The following is an 18,764-nucleotide window of genomic DNA, read 5'->3' on the forward strand; positions in this document are numbered from 1 at the left end:
ATGAAAAATATAAGCTTCATTTATGCCTCATTTTTAGCCCTGCTGATTGCGGGATGCGGCAATCAAAAAAGCACTGAGACTTCCAACGAAGAATCGACCGAAACCTCCACCGTTATGGTGACCCAAGAGCAGTTCAACAGTAGTGGATTTGCCTTGGGAAACATGGAGAAACAAACATTTCCCAATATGGTGGAAACCTCGGGGATGATCGATGTTCCTCCCAGCAACAAGGCCATAATTACCGCACTTATGGGTGGTTTTGTAAAAAAGACCCCATTGTTGGTAGGTGACCGGGTGAAAAAGGGACAACCTTTGATTACTTTGGAGAGCCAGGAGTTTGTAAAAATGCAACAGGAATACCTTGAGGTATTCAACCAGCTTGACTTTCTAAAAGCCGAATACGACAGGAACAAGACGCTTTTTGAGGAAAAGATTGCTTCGCAAAAGAACTATTTGGAGGCCAAGAGCAATTATGAAACCTTTTTGGCCAAATACGAAGGGCTTAAAAAGCAATTGCAGATGCTCAATATTTCCCCTAAAAATGTGGAACAGCGCATCATTACCCCAGAAGCGACCATCTATTCCCCCATTGATGGGAGCATCACCAAAATGCATGTATCATCGGGAAGTTATGTCTCCCCTTCCATGGAAATCATGGAAATTGTGGACAACGAACATGTACATTTGGAGTTGACCGTCTTTGAAAAGGACATTTTGAAAATTAAAAAAGGACAGGAAATCCAATTTAAGATTCCTGAAGCGTCCGAGGAAACCTTTGGGGCCGAAGTATATTTGGTAGGGACTTCCATTGAGGATGCCCAACGCACGATTAAAGTCCATGGCCATCTGGAAAAAGAGGATGGTGGTTTTCTTCTCGGGATGTTCGTTGATGCCAAAATCATGACGGATACCTCCAAAGCTTGGGGACTACCTGAAGAAGCCGTTTTTAACGTGGAAGGCTCTTCCTATCTCCTAAAATTGATATCCAAAGAAGGGGACAACCTCCAATTTGAACGTGTTGGGGTTACCCTTGGCGATAGCTATGCGGGCCATGTAGAGATAACCTCCCAAGAAAAGTTCAACGATAACGACCAATTTTTGGTGAAAGGGGCCTATGACCTGTTTGGAAACTAGTTTTAACCCAACCCAACATCCAGAGTCATCATGATGATAAATCCACCGATAAAGCCCATTGTGGCGATATCGGTGTATTTGTCCTGTTGGGTCTCCGGGATAACCTCTTCGACCACCACAAAGATCATCGCTCCAGCAGCAAAGGAAAGCGCATAGGGTAAAATAGGCTCAAAGGTCAAAACGGCCCAAGCCCCCAACACCCCTGCAATGGGCTCCACTATGGCAGACGCTTGACCGTACATCCAACTTTTCCTCCGGCTAAGACCGTGTCGGCGTAAGGGCATGGCCACCGCAAAACCTTCAGGAAAATTCTGCAGTCCAATTCCCAAAGCCAAGGCCACCGCGCCTCCAATGGTAGCGCCATCAAAACCTGCGGCCACTCCACCAAAAAGTACCCCTACGGCCAAACCCTCTGGAATATTGTGCAAGGTTATGGCCAAGGTGAGCAAGGTGGTTCTGTGCCAAGGAGTTTTTACCCCTTCGGCCTCGCTCATCTTAAAATTGATGTGGAGGTGCGGCAAGATCTTATCCAAACCAAAAATGAATGCGGCCCCAAGCAAAAACCCAACAGCAGCAGGAATCACTTTTACAAAGCCTTCACCCTCGCTCATTTCAATACCGGGCGCCAACAAACTCCAAAAACTGGCAGCGACCATAACTCCCCCCGTAAATCCCAACATCCCATCCAATACGGCACGGTTGGCACTTTTAAAGAAGAAGACCAGACCAGCTCCCAAGGCGGTCAGTCCCCAGGTAAACAAAGTGGCGTACAAAGCGGCCAAAATAGGGTCAATACTTTCAAAATAGGTAATTACTTGTTCCATTATTCGTTCTTTTTAACATAAAGATTGGATGCGATCTGATGTGAAATGCGCAGCTCCCTGCCTTCCATGGCTATATGCAATGATTGATCAAAATCCTCTTTTTCCAAAACTTGGATGGTATGGCCCAGAGCGATTTTATTCTTGTCCAAAAACTTTAGAAAAGGTGCCGAAGAGTCCTTCACTCCCACACAAACTCCTTTGCCGCCAATGGGCATTTCACTTAAAAGCTGTTTATCCCGCACCATGAACTTGCCATCCTTGCTGGGAATGGGATCCCCATGGGGATCAAACTTTGGAAACTCCAATAATTCATCAATCTTGTCTATGAGTTTTTCACTTTTGATATGCTCCAACTGCTCGGCCACCTCATGGACTTCATCCCAAGAAAAGTCCAATTTCTTCACCAAAAAAACTTCCCATAACCGATGCTTCCTGATGATGGAAAGTGCCGTTTTTGTTCCCTGATCCGTCAGCGAAACCCCTTGATACCTTTTGTAGTTCACCAGTCCCTTTTCCGCCAATTTCTTGGCCATATCGGTGACCGATGAGGGTTTGGTCTCCATCTGTTCGGCAATGGCGTTGGTAGTGATGGGGATAGAATCGCTACCTCCCAAATGGAAGATGATCTTGAGATAGTTCTCTTCGGAACGGGTCATGCAAAAAAATTTTTTCAAAAATACATTTTTATTTATCAAAACCTATTTTTAGATTTGTCTAAATTTAAATTTTAGTCCATTGAAAATAAATTTTACATTATTCTTTGTTTTTGTTGCATCGTGTCTTTTTACAACTGCATTTGCCCAAGAGGCTTCCATTTCAGGAAGGGTTACTGACAATGGAGAGCCGCTTCCCTTGGTGAATATATTGTTAAAGGGAACCGAGACGGGTACCGCAACGGATATAGATGGGCTATTTCAATTGACCCATATTGCCCCTGGAAACCATGTGCTGATAGTAACGTCTTTGGGATATCAAACGTATCAAACCAAAATCAGCTTAACCGCTGGAGCAGACAAAACCATCAACATTCAACTGGAACCTTTAGCACAAAGTTTGGATGAAACGGTGGTAACGGGCACCCTTAAACCCGTTAGCCGACTGGAAAGCCCAGTTCCCGTAGAGGTCTACTCCCCTACTTTTTTTAAAAAGAACCCTACTGCCAGTGTTTTTGACGCGCTTCAAAATGTCAATGGGGTCCGTCCACAGATCAACTGTAACGTGTGCAATACGGGCGACATCCATATCAATGGACTGGAAGGTCCGTACACCTTGGTTTTGATTGACGGTATGCCTATTGTAAGTGGTTTGGGAACCGTTTATGGCCTCACCGGCATCCCCAATTCCTTGATCGATCAGATAGAAATTGTAAAGGGTCCCGCCTCTTCCCTTTATGGTAGCGAAGCGGTAGGTGGACTGATCAACATCATCACCAAAAACGCCATCACGGCCCCAGAATTTTTTGCGGATGGCTTTGTAACCGGGTGGGGCGAATACAATCTGGATGTGGGCAGTAAAATTGAAGTGGGCAAAAAAGCCAATATGCTCCTTGGAATCAACTATTTTAATTATGATGTCCCCATAGACAACAACGGGGACAACTTTACCGATGTTACTCTCCAGGATAGGATTTCTATCTTTCAAAAGTGGGATTTTGAGCGGGATGATTCAAGAATCTTTTCCGTGGCCAGTCGATTTTTTTACGAAGACCGATGGGGTGGTGAAATGAAATGGACACCTGAATTTAGAGGAGGAGATGAAATTTATGGCGAAAGTATCTATACCCGCCGATGGGAAATTTTGGGCAAATATCAGTTGCCCATCCCAGAGAAAATGTTGTTTTCCCTATCGTACAACGACCATAACCAGAACTCGGTGTATGGCGATACACAATATTTGGCGGACCAACGCATCGGTTTTGCACAGCTAACTTGGGACAAATCGGTCGGAAGCCATGATCTTTTGTTCGGGAGTGCCCTCCGATACAATTATTACGACGACAACACTCCCGCGACCGTCAATGCTAACAATATTTGGATTCCAAGCATTTTTGCCCAAGATGAGATAAAACTTGCCCCAAGACACTCTTTCTTGGCAGGGTTGCGCTATGATTATGACAAACGGCACGGCAATATTTTTACACCCCGTGCTGCCTATAAATGGAAAATTTCGGACAATGATATTTTTCGGATCAATGCAGGAACCGGATTTCGAGTGGTGAACCTTTTTACCGAAGATCATGCTGCGCTGACCGGGGCCCGGGAAGTAATCATCGCCGAAGAACTTAAACCTGAACGCTCCGTGAACGTCAACCTTAACTATTTGAAAAAAATCTACAGTGACAATGGCACTTTTGTCGGTATTGATGCCTCAGCATTTTACACCCATTTTTCGAATATCATTCTACCCGATTATGACACCAACCCCAATCAAATCATTTATGACAATCTGGATGGAAAATCGGTTTCCAAAGGAATCAGTGCCAATTTGGATGTGGTATTTCCCAATGGCATTAAATTTTTATTGGGAGCCACATGGCAGGACGTCAGCAATACCGAAAATGGCATTACCCAACAACAGATCCTTACCGAGAGCATTACCGGTACCTGGAACCTTTCCTACACTTTTAGAATGCTGGATTTAAGCGTGGATTATACTGGAAACCTTTACGGACCCATGCGATTGCCTCTTTTGGGTGATTTGGACCCCAGACAGGAGTATTCCCCTACTTGGAGCATCCAGAACATTCAATTCACCTATAAGGGATGGAACAATTTTGAGGTGTACGGCGGCATCAAAAACCTATTGGACTGGACCCCGAACAAAGGCAATCCTTTTATCATTGCCCGTACCAACGATCCTTTTGACAAAAATGTGACCTTTGATGCCAACGGCAACGCGGTCGCCACTCCGGACAACCCCTATGCCCTAACTTTTGACCCAAGCTATGTGTATGCCCCCAACCAAGGGATTCGTGGCTTCTTTGGCATTAGGTATACGGTTTTTTAGGGCAACCTGAAACAGCATCCGACCTTGGGCATTCGCAAGCCTTTGTTTTTTAATGCTTAAACCGAAAAAAAACATTATTTTTAAAAGTGTTGGAATACTGTAAAGCCAATAAAAAAGCCATGAAATTAAGTGCAGACCAAAAAAAGCAGGCCCATGACATGATGGAGCTTTGGGAGGATGATGTCTTGGAACGTTATCCTGAGAATCCCAATAAATCCAAGGAAGAATTCAGAAATTACGATAATCCCGCCCGGGATACGGTAAAAGAATTCTATCGAATGAACCACACTTATCAAACCTATGATTTTGTGTTGGAAAAGGAGAAAGAGTTCCTTTCCTTAAATCGTAGGGAAATGAGTCTCTGGGATGCAGTTGAATATTTGAACACCCTAGTGGATGATTCGGATCCCGATATTGAGTTGGACCAGACCCAGCATCTACTGCAAACCTCTGAGGCCATCCGTGCCGATGGCCAACCGGATTGGTTTGTCTTGACCGGGTTCCTCCATGATCTGGGCAAAGTGTTATGCCTTTTTGGGGAACCCCAATGGGCTGTTGTAGGCGATACTTTCCCTGTAGGCTGTCAATTTTCGGACAAAATTGTATACCCCGATTTTTTTAAGGCCAACCCAGATTATACGAACGAACGCTATAATACCAAACTTGGTGTTTATCAAGAGAATTGTGGTCTACGTAATGTCCATATGTCTTGGGGGCATGATGAGTACCTCTATCATGTTATGAAAGATCATTTGCCCGAAGAAGGTCTTTATATGATTCGATACCATAGCTTTTATGCCCAGCATCGCGAACATGCTTATGACCATTTGATGGACAAGCACGACCATGCCATGTTTAAATGGGTAGACAAGTTCAATCCATATGATCTGTACACCAAGGCTCCCGTTAAGCCCAATGTGAAAGAACTCCGCCCCTATTATGAAGATTTGGCGGCCAAATACCTCCCGGACACACTTCGGTTTTAGCGGATGGTGCAATTCTTAAGCTTTTTTGTTTTTACAGCTTTTGTCGCGGCGTATTCCAGTTGGAAACTGAGAAAAGACCATCTTTCCACAAAAGATGGTTATTTTTTGGGTGGCCGTAGCTTGACTGGCGTTGTAATTGCCGGTTCGCTCTTGTTGACCAACATTTCAACAGAACATTTGGTGGGCATGAACGGGGATGCCTACAAACATGGGGCCATCATCATTGCGTGGGAGGTAACCTCGGCCTTGGCTTTGGTGGCCGCCGCCCTGTATTTTGCACCTCGCTACTTAAAGATGGGGCTGACCACTATTCCGGAATTCTTGGAAAAACGGTTTGATGGCCTGACCCGTACCATAATTGCCTTTTTATTGATTGTCTCCTTTGTCTCCACACTTTTACCTATTGTCCTGTATTCTGGTGCCATCAGTATCGAACGCATTTTTGATATTTCTAGCCTACTGGGCATCAGTCAAAATGCGGGATTATGGCTAACAGTGGTGACCGTAGGCTGTATTGGGGCAGTCTATGCCATTTTCGGAGGACTGAAGATGGTAGCTTATACTGATACCATCAATGGTTTTGGCCTTTTGGTTGCCGGGATCTCGATTCCAGTTTTAGCACTTTGGGGCATTGGTAATGGAAATATTTTGGAAGGGTTACGACTTGTTTTTGAAAAAGCACCTGAAAAATTCAATGTAATCAGTGATGAGGTTTCCGTAGGTCCCGGTGCACGGGATTCCATTATGCCGTTTGGGGTACTGTTTACCGGTTTGATCATTAACCAACTGTACTTCTGGACCATGCATCAATCCATTATTCAAAGGGCATTGGGTGCCGTAAGCTTAAAGGAAGCCCAAAAAGGGCTTTTGTACACAGGTTTGTTAAAAATCTTGGTGCCTTTGATCATTGTTCTCCCCGGAATCATTGCATTCTATTATTTTGATGACACTTTTTATGACAAAAAAGAATTGGTATACCCCAACTTGGTAAAACAAGTACTCCCATTTTGGATGACCGGGTTTTTTGTGGCCGTGCTCATGGGTGCCATTTTAAGTACCTTCAATAGTGCTCTGAACAGTGCCGCTACCATTTTCAGTTTGGGCATCTACAAAAGATACATCAACAAAAATGCGCCGGAAAAACAATTGGTCCGTATTGGAAAGACCACTTCCGCCCTATTGGCTTTGTTCGCTATTGGCATTGCTCCCTTTATTGCCCATGCCCCGCGCGGACTCTACCAACTGCTGCAACAGCTCAACGGCATCTTTTTTATACCGATGGCCACCGTAATCTTGGCCGGGTTTTTCTTGCCAAAGGTATCTGCCATGGGTGCCAAAGTGGGGTTGTTGTTTGGTTTGTTGTTCTATATTACCACGAATTTTATTGGGCAGGTTGACCTACATTATGTGCATCTCTGGGGAATTGAATTTATCCTGAATGTTGGGGTAATGCTTTTGGTGTCCCGATGGTTCCCCAGAACCAATAATTTCAGTATAACAGATATTGGGATTGTGGATGTGACCGAATGGAAATATGCCAAGGGCTTCAGCTTGTTTTTGGTTCTCACCACCCTTGCTGTTTATGTACTTCTTGGAAATGTGAGCTAATGGACAGCGGAGTCAAAGAACAAAACTGAACCTCATTCTGTATCTTTGAAATAGACTCATTTTTGAAATGACCCTACATGAATTCGGAGCAACTGATAAAAGAATGGTTCAATGCATGGGAAAAAGGAGATTTCCTCCATCTACCCATTTCCGATGATTTTAAGCACACCAGCCCTTTTGGAACCATTCATGGAAAAAAAGAATATCTCTCTTTGGTCAAAGAGAACAAGGATAAGTTTTTGGGGTATAGTTTTAAAATCCACGATGGGATCTACGATAAAAACAGCGCTTGTGTCCGATATACAGGAATCCAAGGGAATTTTCGGTTGGACGTAAGCGAATGGTATTATATTAAAGATGGGGTGATTTCCGAGATTGTGGCCTACTATCATATTGGGGACATTAGGAAAGACCGTGAACTTTCCAACACATAAAAAATGACTGACTTGCTTTCCGTATTTTTGGGCCATGTCCCAATATGACTACATCATCGTGGGTGCCGGAGCTGCCGGTATCTTGTTGGCCCACACCATGGGGAAGGATGCATTCTTTGCTTCCAAATCCATATTGGTACTGGATAAGGATGCCAAGAACGAAAACAATCGTACTTGGTGTTTTTGGGAAACAGGTACAGGAGGTTTTGATGATTTCCTCTATAAAACATGGGACACCATTCATGTAGCGGGAAAAAAGCTTACCCTATCAACCCCAATAGCCCCTTACACCTATAAAATGCTCCGGGGAATAGATTTTTACTCCAAATATGTTCCCGAAATAAAAAGCTGCCCCAATATTACTTGGATACAGGATGAAGTCACCCATCTTCAGAAAAATAAAGAAGGAGCTATTGTACATACAAAGGGGGACACTTTTTTGGGCAAAATGGTTTTTTCCAGTCTTGTGGATTGGGATTCCATTTCACAACAAGACAAATTTCCAGTATTGCAGCAACACTTTTTGGGATGGTTCATTAAAGCAGGACACCCTATTTTCAACCCGGAAGAAGCCACATTTATGGATTTTTCCGTTCCGCAAAAGGGCAACACCCGGTTTATGTACGTCCTACCCACATCAACCCATGAAGCCTTGGTGGAGTATACCTTGTTCTCTGAACATCTTTTGGAGAAAAGCGAATATGAAGAAGCCATCAAAGAATATCTCCGTGAAAAGTATGGCGTAACGGATTATTCCATTTCCCAAACGGAATTTGGCAGCATCCCCATGACGTGCTATCCGTTTCATCAACACAATTCAGATACCATTTTCCACATAGGCATTGCCGGTGGATGGGCAAAGCCCAGCACTGGTTTTACCTTTTACAATACGAGCAAGCAGATTATGGCTTTGGTGAACCATCTGAAACAAAAAAAACCTTTGGGCACATTCCACAAAAAGAGTCGGTTCCAGTTCTATGACTCGCTTCTCTTGGACATTCTCCATCGGGAAAATCATTTGGGACAATCCATCTTTGAATCGCTGTTTGCCAAGCGAAAAGCTTCCATCATTCTAAAGTTTTTGGGCAATGAGACTCATCTTGGCGAAGAATTGCAAATTGTGACTGCCCCAAAACCGTGGCCATTTCTCAAGGCACTGTTCCGAAAAATTTTCTAGACAGTCCGTTCCATCAAAGCTTCCCCAAACTTCCGTAACACTTGTTTGTTGGCCTCTGCAATGGTCAATTGCCCTAAAACATCAAACGCTTTCTGGGTATGGGACTTGATTTCTTCCTTGGTCAAATCCACTGCTCCGCTTTCCGTAAAAATTGCTTTCACGGCTTCCACCTTGGTGGAAGGATTTTCAGGCTTTATGGAATATAGATGCATTAAGCCCTCCTTTCGCTGTTTTGGAGCCATTTGCAATGCTTTCAGGTACAGAAAGGTTTTCTTGTTTTCCATAATGTCCCCACCAACCTGTTTCCCAAAGGTTTTGGGATCGCCAAAAGCATCCAGATAATCGTCCTGTAACTGGAAGGCAATACCTAAGTTTCGTCCAAACTCGTAAATGATTTCGGCATCTTGATCAGATGCATTGGCAATAATGGCTCCCATCTTCATGGCTGCTGCCACCAAAACTGAAGTTTTGTACTCAATCATTTTAAGGTATTCCAGAATGGTGACATCGTCCCGGGTCTCAAAGTCCACGTCATATTGTTGTCCTTCGCAAACTTCTATGGCCGTCTTGCTAAAAAGCGCCGTGAGTTTTTTAAATGTCTCGGGCGGATACCCTTCAAAAAATTGGTAGGCCAGAATCAACATGGCATCCCCAGAAAGTATTCCTGTATTGAGGTCCCACTTTTCATGTACTGTTGTTCTCCCCCTGCGTAGTGGGGCATCGTCCATAATATCATCATGGACCAAGGAAAAATTATGGAACATTTCTATGGCCAAGGCAGCATCCATTGCCTCATCAGGGTCTCCACCGAAAAGCTCGGCGGTCATCAAAGTAAGAATTGGTCGGAGGCGTTTACCCCCCAAGTCCAAGATATATCGAATGGGTTCGTATAGATTTTTGGGTTCCGTATACTCAGTTCTTGTTTTAAGATGGTCTAAGAACTTGACCTTGTATTGATCCATAAATTTGAAATCTCCCATGGTTTCAAAAATACGTGCAAAAAATCAAAAAATGCCCAGCCTTTGAATCCTTTGATTTTAAAGTTTGTGTGGCCAACTCTTTGGGTCATGAAAAAAAATGCCGAAAAAAATGCAATAGATTTGAAATACTTCGTCTTTACAGACAAAGCAAGCAATCCGTTTTTTTAAATGGCCGGCAAAACTGAGAACCGCAACAACCTAAATACTTTTTTCAATGATGAATATCAATCATTGCGAATGTATGTGCAGTCCAAAATCCGAAATACTTCGGAACGGGATGCCGAGGATATTGTGCAGGATGTGGCCTTACGGATTTATTCCCGGGCAGATGACCTGAACCCCATCAACAATATTGGAGGGTTTGTTTATAGCGCCATTCGCAATAGAATCATTGATATTATGCGAGGTAAAAAAGAACATACATATTCCACCGAGGAAATTGATCGGCAGTGGCAGGATTTTGCAGAGGCTTTTTACGGGGATGCGGACAACTCCTATTCTCCTGAATTGGAAGACGAGTTAAAAAAAGCAGTAGCGGAGTTGAAGCCCTCTTACCGCGATATCATCATAGCCATTGACTTTGAAGGGTATACCTACAAAGAAATAGCGGATAGAACCGGCATTCCCACGGGGACACTCATGTCCAGAAGGCACCGGGCCATGTCCGTATTGTTGAACAATCTGGAAAAAATTAAAGAATCTAAAAGCATATAGTCATGGAGTATAAACAAGACATTGAAAAAAGAGTGGAAAAGAAAGTGGAGTACTATGTAAAAAAAGTACTAAAAGTAATCGCGATGATCATTTTGGGCATCCTTTTTCTTCTATTGGCCAATTATGTGTTGATGTGGCTATGGAACTGGTTGATGCCTGAAATTTTTGGACTGTCCACCATAACCTATTGGCAAGCCCTGGGCATCTTTGTCCTCGCCAAACTTATTTTCGGCTTTGGTTTTGGTGACGATAAGGGAGGCAAAAAGTCCCACCGAAAGAAAAAACATGGCTTCTCCAAAAAAAGATGTGGTTCGCTCCGAAGCGATTTTGACGAATGGAAACACTATGACCAGTTCTGGAAAGAAGAGGGAGAAACTGCTTTTAAAGCATATGTGGAACGAATCAAAAACGAAAATCATGATTCCGAGTAAAAAGAACTTTATCCAAGAACGTTACAAACGTCATTACAAATCCTTTTTCTGGACTTTAAGGTCCAAATCCTCAACTCAGTCCAAAAGAGATACCCTATTTCGTCAACACATAGTAGGTTGGTCCCATTAAAAACCAATCATTAAGCACTCGTTAAAAAAATGTAAAACCTTGGAAACTTTTTTTGTTTTTAAAGTTTCCATGCCTATTTTTGCCCCCATTATGAGGGAAAAGATTATACAGAAGGCGACGGAACTTTTCATAAATCTGGGATTTAAGAGTGTGACCATGGATGATTTGGCCAACGAGATGGGGATATCCAAAAAAACCATTTACTCCCATTTCAGAAATAAAAACGAGCTGGTGGAAGCGACTACAATGACCATGTGCGATTTTATTACTTGCGGGATAGATGACATTGTTTGCTTGCAGAAAAACCCCATTGAAGAACTCTATGAGATCAAAAAATTTGTCATGGTCCATTTAAAGAACGAGAAATCATCTCCCTTGTACCAATTGCAAAAATATTATCCCAAGATACATGTATCCTTAAAGGAAAAACAATACGAGTCTATGCACGGTTGTGTGCTGGAAAATGTGAAGCGTGGAATGGAAATGGAAATCTACAGGAGCAACCTCAATGTGGAATTTGTATCTAGAATCTATTTTTCCGGGGTCATGAGCTTAAAGGATGAAAATCTGTTTCCCTCCCAGATTTTTTCAAAACCTGACGTCTTGGACCAGTATCTGGAATATCATCTAAGGGGCATCGTCACCCCAAAAGGACGAAAAATCTTAAACTCAATCATCAATTCAAACCAAGAATAAATGCGAACAACCTTAATCATTTTATTATTTATATCACCATGGCTTTCGTCTGCCCAGGATACCATCCCAAATTTCAGTCTGGACGGGGCCATTCAATATGCTCTGGAGCATAACTACAGTGCACTTAATGCCACTAGGGATTTGGACGATGCCCAAAAGCAGAAATGGGAGACCATAGCAGACGGACTACCCCAAATTTCGGGAGCGGTAAGCTATCAAAACCAATTGATACAGCCTGTATCCCAGATTCCTGCCGAGTTTTTTGGCGGTGAGCCGGGAACTTTTCAAGAAGTGGTTTTTGGCCAGCCACAATCCATGTCGGCTTCGGCCACATTACGGCAACAAATCTTTGATGGCTCCTATATTGTGGGTGTACAAGCCACCAAAACCTTTTTGAATTACAGTCAAAACAATAAGGAAAAAACGGATTTGGATGTAATAAAAGCCGTAGTGGAAGCCTATGGCAATGTACTTTTGGCCAAGGAAAGTGTATTGATTTCGGAAAACAATAAGGCCACACTGGAGAAAAATCTCTACGAGACCAAACGGATTTTTGAGAATGGATTGGGCGATGAGGAAAGCGTTGATCAATTGCAGATTACCCTTTCATCTGTCGACAATCAATTGAAAAATGCCAAGCGGTTGGAAACCATAACGCTACAAATGTTGAACCTGGTCTTGGGGTTGCCTATTGAAACCCCTACAGAATTGGCTGAGAGCTTGGACGACCTTACCCAACAGCAAATAGATTTGGGCTTATTGGATACTGAGTTCAATATAGAGAACAATGTAGACTATAAATTGGCGCTCAACCTTAGCGAACAACGTTTTTTGGAGCTGAAACTCGCCAAGAGTAGAGCTCTTCCCACCTTAAACGCCTTTGTGAGCTATGGTGGAAATTCCTTCAGTGACCGATTCAACTTTTTGAGCAGTGGACAACCTTGGTTCGAGTCTTCCATCTTAGGTGTGGACCTCAACATTCCCATTTTCAGTTCTTTGAAAAGAAGTGCCAGTACCCAACGGGCCAAGATTGCGTTGGAAAAGGCAAAAACACAACAAACCGAAGCTGAGGAACAAATTCGACTTCAACTGGAAAATGCCAAAAGCAATTATATCCTTGCCATTGAGGAGTATGGCACCTCCAAACAAAACTTGGAATTGGCAGAACGTATTGAAAACAAAAACCAAATTAAATATTCAGAAGGTTTGGCCACCAGCTTTGAGCTAAGACAGGCGCAAACCCAATTATATACCAGTCAACAGGAATACTTGCAGTCCATGGTGAACGTGATCAACAAGAAAACCGAACTGGAAACCATCATAAATCAATAAACAAAAGAGAAAACCGTACCATCATGAAAAAAGCAATATATATAGCATTTACAGCAGCAACTTTGGCGTCTTGTGGAAGTAGCAGCAAAAACTCGGTGGAGAGCGTTATAGAAAGTAACAATCTTGAGGCCATTAGAGCCAAGCATACCGAAATTTCGCAGCAGCACAAGGCCTTGGAAATGGAGCTGAAGACCTTGGATTCTGCCATTGCACAATTGGATGACAATGCCAAGCTTCCATTGGTGACCACCTTTGAAGTAAAACCTGAGAAGTTTGACCATTATCTGGAACTACAAGGTGATGTGACCACCAAACAGAACGTCCTTATCTATCCAGAAATGGCCGGTACACTCTACCGCGTATACGTTAAGGAAGGACAAAAAGTAGCCAAGGGCCAGGTGTTGGCTTCCATTGATGATGGTGGACTTTCCAGCCAATTGGCACAGGCAAAGACACAAGCCGAACTCAGTAGAACCACTTTTGAGCGTCAGAAAAGGCTTTGGGAGCAAAATATTGGTTCCGAAATCCAATATTTGCAGGCCAAAACCACCTACGAAGCACAACAAAGTGCCGTAAAGCAATTGGAAAGCCAAGTGGGCAAGTCTACCATACGTGCTCCTTTTGCAGGCATCATAGACGATGTAATCAAAGATCAAGGTACCGTGGTAAGCCCCGGACCAGGCTCAGAGGTGTTCCGAATCGTCAACCTTTCCAACATGTACATTAAGGTAGAAGTGCCCGAAAGCCACTTACCCAACGTTACCCCAGGAAAAGATGTTCGGGTGTATTTTCCTGTATTGGGAGATAGCGTAGTTACTAAAATCCGTCAGACCGGAAACTTTATCAACCCAAGCAATAGGTCTTTCACTGCTGAAATCCCTGTACCAAGCCATGATGGAAAGGTAAAGCCCAACTTGACCGCCAAAGTAATGATCAACGATTACACCAATGAGAATGCCATTCTCATCCCACAGAGCATTGTTTCTGAAAATGCCGATGGGGAGCAATATGTGTTCTTGGTGGACGCCGATTCCATTTCTTCGGATCCCATTGCCAAAAAAGTGGTCATTGAAACGGGTAAGACGCAAGGGGATTATGTAGAGGTACTATCGGGCATCAATAGTGGTGATGGCATCATAGACGAAGGGGCCCGTAGTGTAAAAGAAGGGCAAAAAGTAAAAATTAAGAACAACATATAGCCAGCCAGTTATGAGCAAACAAAAGAAAAGCGTAGATAAAGAATTTAGGCTGTCCTCATGGGCTATCGACAATAAAACGACCATGTATGTGCTGATAGCCGTCATCCTTTTTCTAGGAGCATCGGCCTATTTCAGTATGCCTAGGGAAAGCTTTCCGGAGATCAAGGAAACCAAAATCTATATCAGTTCCCTATATCCCGGAAATACCGCGGAGGACATTGAAAAACTCATCACCGACCCTATTGAGGATGAGTTGAAGACCGTGAGTAATGTGGTGGAAATCACCTCAACCTCTCAGGAAGATTATTCCATGATCATTGTGGAGTTTGATGAGAACATTTCCGTTGAAGGTGCCCTTCAGAAAGTGAAGGATGAAGTGGATTCAAAGACCGCGGGAGAAGATTGGCCTACATTCAACGGTGCCAAGGTAGAACCCAATGTGTTCGATTTGAGCATGTCTGAGGAAATCCCAATTCTCAACATCAATATTTCGGGTGATTATCCCGTGGACAAACTCAAGGAATATGGTGAGTATCTTGAAGACGAGATTGAAGGTCTGCTTGAAATAAAACAGGTGGATATTCGCGGTGCCCAGGAAAAAGAAGTGGAAGTAGCCGTGGACATCTATAAAATGATGGCCGCCAAAGTGAGCTTCAACGACATCATCAATACCATCAGTAATGAGAACATGACCACTTCGGCGGGCAACCTCATTACCAGTGGACAGCGTAGGACCATCCGTATTGTGGGTGAGATAGACCGACCCAATGAACTGGAAAATTTTGTGGTAAAATCGGAAAATGGCAACCCTATTTACCTAAGGGATATTGCTGAAGTCACCTTTAAGGAAGAGGATAAGACCACCTATGCCCGTGAGTATGGTGCCCCGGTAGTGATGCTGGATGTTAAAAAACGTGCTGGGAAAAACATGGTGGCCGCAGCTGAGCAAATCCAAGTAATCGTGGACGACGCCGTTAAAAATGTATTTCCACAGGATTTAAAAGTGACCATTGCCAATGATCAATCTTCCAAAACCATAGGTCAGGTAGATGATTTGGTGAACAACATCATCTTCGGTATCATCTTGGTAGTGACCGTTCTGATGTTCTTCTTGGGCTTCAAAAATGCTTTGTTCGTTGGTTTTGCCATCCCGATGTCCATGTTCATGTCCCTAATGATCTTGAACACCTTGGGCTATACCATGAACACCATGATTCTCTTTGGATTAATCATGGGATTGGGTATGCTGGTGGATAACGGTATTGTGGTTGTGGAAAACGTATATCGCCTTATGGACGAAGAAGGTATGTCTCGTATTAAAGCTGCCAAAAAAGGGATTGGAGAAATCGCATTCCCCATCATCATTTCCACTTTGACCACTGTGGCAGCCTTTGTACCCCTTGGACTTTGGCCTGGGGTCATGGGGCAGTTTATGATCTATTTCCCGGTTACCCTATCCGTGGTATTGGGATCATCCCTCTTTGTAGCCATCTTTTTCAACTCCGTACTGGTGTCGCGGTACATGACCACGGAGGACAAGAGTATGCCGCTAAAGCAAATTATCCGTATCACATCCATCATATCCGTGATCGGGCTTTTGATCATTCTGTTTGGAGGTACTTACAGGGCTTTGGGATCTTTGATGGTACTGACCGCAATCATGCTTTGGATCTATAGGCTCTTTTTGAGAAATTGGGCCAATGGATTCCAAAATAAGATTTTGCCCAGATGGGAACGATTCTATGAGCGGACTTTACGTTACACCTTATCAGGTAGAAAACCCATCTTTATTGCAATAGGGACTTTTGTTCTTTTGATAGTTGCCATTGTAGGATTTTTGGGGTCCGTTATAAGCCAAAGGACCAAAGTGGAGTTCTTCCCGGATAATACTCCCAACCAAATCATTGTTTACATTGAGTATCCGGAAGGAACCGATATAAAAAAGACCAACACCATTACCAAGGACATTGAGCAACGGGTATTTGATATTGTCAATGCAGACGCCTACACTCATGGCGATTACAATTTTTTGGTGGAAAGTGGGGTTTCCCAAGTGGGTGAAGGTGCAGGAAACCCTCAAACCGATGGAGGTTCTGCTGCCGAGATGCCCCACCGCGGTAAAATTACCGCTACCATGCGGGAATATAAGTTTAGGGAAGGTGCTGACAGTAATGATCTTTTAAGAAAAGTTCAGGAGGCCCTGAAAGATGTGTATCCGGGAGTAGCCATTTCTGTGGAGAAAGATGCTGTTGGTCCGCCGGCAGGATATCCCATCAACATAGAATTGGAAGGGGATGATTATTCCGAATTGATCGTTGCCGCAGAGCAGATGCGAAATTTTATCAATGCAAGGAACATTCCTGGTATTGATGAGCTCAAAATCGATGTGAACAAATCCAAACCTTCTATGTTGGTTGCCGTGGATAGAAAAAAAGCTGGCGAATTGGGTGTGGCCACAGGACAAGTAGGACAACAGCTCCGTAACTCCATCTTTGGAGCCAAAGCCGGAATCTACAAGGAGGATGGTGAGGATTACGACATTTATGTCCGTTTCAATGAGGAAAACAGATACAACACCAGTGCCATCTTTAACCAACGCATCACATTTAGAGATCCTTCATCGGGACAGATAAAAGAGGTGCCCGTATCAGCGGTTGCCAAACAGGTGAACAGTACGGGTTTTAGTGCCATCAAACACCGGGACACCAGACGTGTGGTTACCGTGTATTCTGCCTTGGCCCCTGGTTTCACGGATGCTGGAGCCATCGTAGGCAAGATACAGGAAGAAATGAATGATTTTGAAGGCCTGCCTTCGGATATCAAGGTTGATTACACTGGTCAGATTGAGGAGCAGAACAAGCAAATGGCCTTTTTGATGGGTGCTTTCTTTACGGGACTTGGCCTGATTTTCTTCATTTTGATCTTCCAGTTCAACTCGGTTTCCAAACCTGGTATCATCATGCTTGCCATTTTCTTGAGCTTGATCGGGGTATTTGGAGGTATCGTGGCCACAGGTAGTGCCTTTGTGATCATGATGACCATGATGGGTATCATCTCTTTAGCGGGAATTGTGGTGAACAACGGTGTGGTACTTTTGGATTACACCCAACTCTTGATCGACAGGAAGAAAGTAGCCTTAGATTTGGATGAAGAAGATCTCTTGGCTCCCGAAGACTTTAAAGAAGCTGTGGTCAAAGGAGGTAAGGCAAGATTACGCCCTGTACTGCTAACGGCAATCACCACCATTTTGGGCTTGATTCCCTTGGCAACCGGGTTCAACATCAATTTCTTTACCCTGATGAGCGAGTTTAACCCACATATTTATTTTGGTGGGGACAACGTAATTTTTTGGGGACCCTTGGCCTGGACCGTGATTTATGGTCTCTTTGTGGCCACATTCTTGACACTGATAGTAGTTCCCATCCTGTTCACATTGGTATATAGACTCAAGTTAAGGATACAGAAAAACAAAATAAGAAGAGAGAAAAAGAAAAAGGAACAGTTGGATGTGGCCGCCTAAGGTCAAAAAAAAAGCCCCTGCCAATGGCAGGGGCTTTTTAATTAAATCGTTTTACATTACTTGTCAATCGATACAATTTCCGATTGATTCCAGTTTTTTACACTGGCAATCCTATTGTCACTGAAATCTACTTCCCGTAACAAATCGCCTTCCCAAAAGAACCATTTACCAGCTCTTTCTCCATCGATGTACGTACCTGAGGCCATTTTCTTGCCTTCCGTGTTGTACATCAACCATTGACCGTGTAATTTTCCGTTTAGGTAATAGCCGGTCTGGGCTATTTCGCCGTTTTCGTGAAAATATGTTGCTTTTACCATTTTTCCCACTTTCTCAAAAGTCGGTTGGGTATCTTGCGGATACATATAAACCGAAAACATCAGCGCCATTAAAAATACTGCTTTCTTCATACTACATTGGGATTTAAAATCTTGAACTACTTGTACTAACGCTATAAATTTATTTAAATTTTACATTAAATAAAGATTTACATAACAATAAATTTACATTAAATTCATATTTAACTGAAATATAGATAGTTAACTTTTTTGTAAAATTGCATTTTATCCCGTTTATCGGTAAAAAAAGCCTCCTTT

16 protein-coding genes are annotated in these 18,764 nt (G+C 43.3%); 12 read left to right on the forward strand and 4 right to left on the reverse strand.

All coding sequences use genetic code 11. The annotated features are described in order from the left end of the window. Entirely contained in the window at positions 1 to 1,134 is a 1,134-nt protein-coding gene (locus tag ACP14V_RS15720) for an efflux RND transporter periplasmic adaptor subunit (RefSeq protein ID WP_272608902.1), read from the forward strand. 2 nt (positions 1,135 to 1,136) lie between these two features. Here the strand turns inward: ACP14V_RS15720 and ACP14V_RS15725 are convergent, their stop codons facing one another. Continuing rightward, entirely contained in the window at positions 1,137 to 1,958 is an 822-nt protein-coding gene (locus ACP14V_RS15725; protein WP_272608903.1) for a ZIP family metal transporter, read from the reverse strand. Further along, positions 1,958 to 2,614 carry a metal-dependent transcriptional regulator gene (locus ACP14V_RS15730; protein WP_272609313.1) on the reverse strand — a complete coding sequence of 219 codons (657 nt, stop codon included), beginning with the start codon at positions 2,612 to 2,614 and terminating at the stop codon, positions 1,958 to 1,960. Before ACP14V_RS15730 ends, ACP14V_RS15725 begins: the two co-directional genes overlap by 1 nt. Positions 2,615 to 2,693: 79 nt before the next feature. On the opposite strand from ACP14V_RS15730, the gene ACP14V_RS15735 reads away from it, so the two are divergent. The 5 genes from ACP14V_RS15735 to ACP14V_RS15755 all read left to right on the forward strand — a co-directional run bounded on the left by ACP14V_RS15735 (position 2,694) and on the right by ACP14V_RS15755 (position 9,169). Then, positions 2,694 to 4,964, forward strand: coding sequence for a TonB-dependent receptor (locus ACP14V_RS15735; RefSeq protein WP_409557919.1), 2,271 nt, complete (start codon positions 2,694 to 2,696; stop codon positions 4,962 to 4,964). Between the two features lie 119 nt (positions 4,965 to 5,083). Next, positions 5,084 to 5,950, forward strand: a complete 867-nt coding sequence (locus tag ACP14V_RS15740; protein WP_272608904.1) for an inositol oxygenase family protein — start codon at positions 5,084 to 5,086, stop codon at positions 5,948 to 5,950. Positions 5,951 to 5,953: 3 nt separating this feature from the next. Then, positions 5,954 to 7,558, forward strand: a complete 1,605-nt coding sequence (locus ACP14V_RS15745; protein ID WP_272608905.1) for a solute:sodium symporter family transporter — start codon at positions 5,954 to 5,956, stop codon at positions 7,556 to 7,558. A 77-nt stretch (positions 7,559 to 7,635) separates the two neighbouring features. Next, a complete protein-coding gene (locus tag ACP14V_RS15750; RefSeq protein WP_272608906.1) occupies positions 7,636 to 7,992 on the forward strand; it encodes a nuclear transport factor 2 family protein in 357 nt (118 codons plus the stop codon). A gap of 34 nt (positions 7,993 to 8,026) precedes the next feature. Further along, positions 8,027 to 9,169, forward strand: a complete 1,143-nt coding sequence (locus tag ACP14V_RS15755) for a lycopene cyclase family protein (RefSeq protein ID WP_272608907.1) — start codon at positions 8,027 to 8,029, stop codon at positions 9,167 to 9,169. Here ACP14V_RS15755 and ACP14V_RS15760 read toward each other — a convergent pair. Further along, positions 9,166 to 10,149, reverse strand: a complete 984-nt coding sequence (locus tag ACP14V_RS15760) for a polyprenyl synthetase family protein (protein ID WP_272608908.1) — start codon at positions 10,147 to 10,149, stop codon at positions 9,166 to 9,168. The two genes, ACP14V_RS15755 and ACP14V_RS15760, sit on opposite strands and share 4 nt — an antisense overlap. Before the next feature lie 168 nt (positions 10,150 to 10,317). On the opposite strand from ACP14V_RS15760, the gene ACP14V_RS15765 reads away from it, so the two are divergent. The 6 genes from ACP14V_RS15765 to ACP14V_RS15790 all read left to right on the forward strand — a co-directional run bounded on the left by ACP14V_RS15765 (position 10,318) and on the right by ACP14V_RS15790 (position 18,171). Beyond that, the gene (locus ACP14V_RS15765; protein ID WP_272608909.1) at positions 10,318 to 10,863 is read left to right on the forward strand and encodes an RNA polymerase sigma factor; all 546 of its coding nucleotides are present in this window, start codon (positions 10,318 to 10,320) and stop codon (positions 10,861 to 10,863) included. A 2-nt stretch (positions 10,864 to 10,865) separates the two neighbouring features. Further along, a complete protein-coding gene (locus ACP14V_RS15770; protein ID WP_272608910.1) occupies positions 10,866 to 11,294 on the forward strand; it encodes a hypothetical protein in 429 nt (142 codons plus the stop codon). A 220-nt stretch (positions 11,295 to 11,514) separates the two neighbouring features. Next, complete coding sequence (locus tag ACP14V_RS15775) at positions 11,515 to 12,120, forward strand: TetR/AcrR family transcriptional regulator (protein ID WP_272609315.1); 606 nt, start codon at positions 11,515 to 11,517, stop codon at positions 12,118 to 12,120. Then, positions 12,121 to 13,452 carry a TolC family protein gene (locus ACP14V_RS15780; RefSeq protein WP_272608911.1) on the forward strand — a complete coding sequence of 444 codons (1,332 nt, stop codon included), beginning with the start codon at positions 12,121 to 12,123 and terminating at the stop codon, positions 13,450 to 13,452. Positions 13,453 to 13,475: 23 nt separating this feature from the next. Then, positions 13,476 to 14,651: an efflux RND transporter periplasmic adaptor subunit gene (locus ACP14V_RS15785; RefSeq protein WP_272608912.1), complete on the forward strand. Its 1,176-nt coding sequence runs from the start codon at positions 13,476 to 13,478 to the stop codon at positions 14,649 to 14,651. A gap of 10 nt (positions 14,652 to 14,661) precedes the next feature. After that, positions 14,662 to 18,171: an efflux RND transporter permease subunit gene (locus ACP14V_RS15790; protein ID WP_272608913.1), complete on the forward strand. Its 3,510-nt coding sequence runs from the start codon at positions 14,662 to 14,664 to the stop codon at positions 18,169 to 18,171. Positions 18,172 to 18,227: 56 nt separating this feature from the next. Here ACP14V_RS15790 and ACP14V_RS15795 read toward each other — a convergent pair whose 3' ends face one another. Continuing rightward, a complete protein-coding gene (locus ACP14V_RS15795; protein ID WP_136564852.1) occupies positions 18,228 to 18,578 on the reverse strand; it encodes a toxin-antitoxin system YwqK family antitoxin in 351 nt (116 codons plus the stop codon). Between the last annotated feature and the right edge of the window lie 186 nt (positions 18,579 to 18,764).

This window comes from Flagellimonas alvinocaridis (genome assembly GCF_965248585.1).
In the GTDB taxonomy this organism is placed as follows: Bacteria; Bacteroidota; Bacteroidia; order Flavobacteriales; family Flavobacteriaceae; genus Flagellimonas; species Flagellimonas alvinocaridis.